Source organism: Pseudomonas sp. ICMP 8385, from assembly GCF_002699915.1.
Taxonomy (GTDB): domain Bacteria; phylum Pseudomonadota; class Gammaproteobacteria; order Pseudomonadales; family Pseudomonadaceae; genus Aquipseudomonas; species Aquipseudomonas gessardii.
This window is the reverse complement of record NZ_LKBY01000005.1, coordinates 1-2,677: the sequence shown is the minus strand read 5'-3', so window position 1 is coordinate 2,677 and position 2,677 is coordinate 1. Positions and strand designations below refer to the sequence as shown.

1 protein-coding gene and 2 pseudogenes are annotated in these 2,677 nt (G+C 55.0%); all 3 read left to right on the top strand.

All coding sequences use genetic code 11. The features are described from left to right. The first annotated feature begins 451 nt into the window (after positions 1 to 451). Entirely contained in the window at positions 452 to 1,072 is a 621-nt protein-coding gene (locus AO268_RS03685; protein ID WP_014819627.1) for a LysE family translocator, read from the top strand. A 50-nt stretch (positions 1,073 to 1,122) separates the two neighbouring features. Further along, positions 1,123 to 1,588: pseudogene (locus tag AO268_RS33015) on the top strand (transposase family protein); the annotation flags it as partial. Between the two features lie 9 nt (positions 1,589 to 1,597). Next, positions 1,598 to 2,614, top strand: a pseudogene (locus AO268_RS03675) (ISL3-like element ISPst9 family transposase); the annotation flags it as partial. Positions 2,615 to 2,677: the final 63 nt, after the last annotated feature.

The following is a 2,677-nucleotide window of genomic DNA, read 5'->3' as shown; positions in this document are numbered from 1 at the left end:
GGGTATGCGGATTTAATGGTTGATATGTGAAGTAGAAAGCGGAAGGGAAAACTAAATCCACAACGGACTAAATGGTTGATAGCTAACCGTGCCGGTCTTTCCAGATCCCCTTCCCTATAGCCATATGTAGGGAACACTTGAAAACTAGGCATATCTGTCTTGACAATAGCCCCGGTACAAGAAGCGGGTGTCGTTGTGCTCAGCCAGCCTTTCTTCGCCAAAAGCAATATTGCCACGAAGAGTGGTAGCCTACGGGCTCAGTACCTCCCCAGTTGGGTCATCGCCCGGCTAGAAGGTATTGAGGCGGCTCGGGGTGCATTGCACCATGTCGCGCCGGTCGGCAAGATGGAAGACTACATTGAGCGGATGTTGCGTAATGTCACGCCCTACTTGAACGAGGTGCACTGACCATGCATATCCAACCTACTCCCTTGAGGTCACAACAAAGCTAATGATCGATCTACTTGTTTTCCTCCCGGCATGTTTCGCACTGAACCTGGCGTTCGGCCCCAATAACCTCGTTGCGATGACACACGGTGCGCAAAAGGGCGTAGGGTTTTCCTTTATGGCAAGCACAGCACGGCTTGCCGTCTTCGTGCCCATGATTGCTGCTAGCGCGCTTGGTTTAGGGATGCTTTTGTCTGCTTCGGCGTTGGTCTTCAACGTGATCAAGATCGTTGGTGCCGCCTATCTGGTCTGGATGGGCATCAAGCTCCTCAGAACAACATCTGGCTCGACTAACCTAAACGCAGATGCAATGAAACCTTCGCTTCGTAAGGCATTCCGTAGTGAGGCGCTGATCGCCATCAGTAACCCCAAAGCAATCCTCATTTTCGCGGCATTCTTCCCGCAATTCGTGGATATAACGAATTACTGGCTGAGCTATGCAACTCTTGGGACGGTTTTTATCGCGCTAGAGGCCGTTGCAATAGCGATATATGCGTCAGCAGGGCGTTTTGCAGCAGCTTTCGCAGCAAACAAGCTGCACTGGTTTCAACGCGCCTCAGGTGGAGGAATGATTGCTTTCGGCATCCTGCTTCTTCTTAGTCGCCAACCTTCGCGTGTTGCCTAGGTTCTTAAGAACGCTTTAGCCAGTTGCTAGTCGTCTTAAGAGAATAACGTATGACCGAAATGCCCGACAACATCCTGCACCTGCCCTCATACCAGGTGCTGGGCTGCAAAGCCACCGACGATGAAATGCACTTCCAGGTAGACGCGCCCGATCCCATTGCTTGCGAGGAATGCGGGGTGCAGGGTGAGTTCGTGCGTTTCGGCAAGCGTGATGTTCCCTATCATGATCTGCCCATCCTCCGATCCCATTGCTTGCGAGGAATGCGGGGTGCAGGGTGAGTTCGTGCGTTTCGGCAAGCGTGATGTTCCCTATCATGATCTGCCCATCCACGGCAAGCGGGTCACCCTCTGGGTGCTCCGCCGCCGGTACATCTGTCGGGCCTGCGAGGCTACCTTCAGGCCCCAGCTACCGGAGGTGGTGGACGGCTTCCGCATGACACTGCGGCTACATGAATACGTAGAGAAGGAGTCCTTTAACCACCCCTACACTTTCGTGGCGCAGCAAACCGGATTGGACGAGAAGACGGTGGTGGACGGCTTCCGCATGACACTGCGGCTACATGAATACGTAGAGAAGGAGTCCTTTAACCACCCCTACACTTTCGTGGCGCAGCAAACCGGATTGGACGAGAAGACGGTACGGGACATCTTCAACGCCCGCGCCGCGTTCTTAGGCCGCTGGCACCGCTTCGAAACGCCTCGCATTCTGGGCATCGACGAGCTGTACCTGAACAAGCGCTACCGCTGCATCCTGACCAACATTGAGGAGAAGACCCTGCTCGATCTGCTGGCCACTCGCCGTCAGGACGTCGTGACTAACTACCTGATGAAGCTGAAAGACCGGCAGAAGATCGATATCGTCAGCATGGACATGTGGAATCCATATCGAACGGCGGTCAGGGCGGTGCTGCCACAGGCCCGCATCGTGGTCGATAAATTCCATGTGGTGCGCATGGCCAACGATGCTCTGGAGAAGGTGCGCAAGGGGCTCCGGAAAGAGCTGAAACCAGCCCAGATCCGAACCCTCAAGGGAGACCGGAAAATCCTGCTGAAGCGCGCTCACGAAGTCTCAGACCGGGAGCGGCTGATCATGGAAACCTGGACAGGCGCATTCCCGCAACTGCTGGCTGCCTACGAGCACAAGGAGCGCTTCTACAGCATCTGGGACGCCACCACACGACCCCAGGCAGAAGCCGCCCTGGACGAGTGGATATCCACCATCCCGAAGGGCCAGAAAGAAGTCTGGAGCGATCTGTTTAGGGCGGTGGGCAACTGGCGCGAAGAGATCATGACCTACTTCGAGACGGACATACCTGTCACCAACGCTTTCACGGAGTCCATCAACCGACTGGCCAAGGACAAGAACCGTGAAGGACGAGGTTATTCCTTTGAGGTGATGCGGGCGCGAATGCTCTACACCACGAAGCACAAGAAGAAGGCCCCGACTGCGAAGGTCTCTCCGTTCTACAAGAAAACCATCGGTTACGGACTGCCAGACCTCGCAGAGGAGCTCAACTACGGGGTCGATCTATCAACCATCTGAGGGTAGCATCAGGTTGGTGAGGGGAAGGTGCCCCATCAACCATTAAATCCGCATACCCCAATT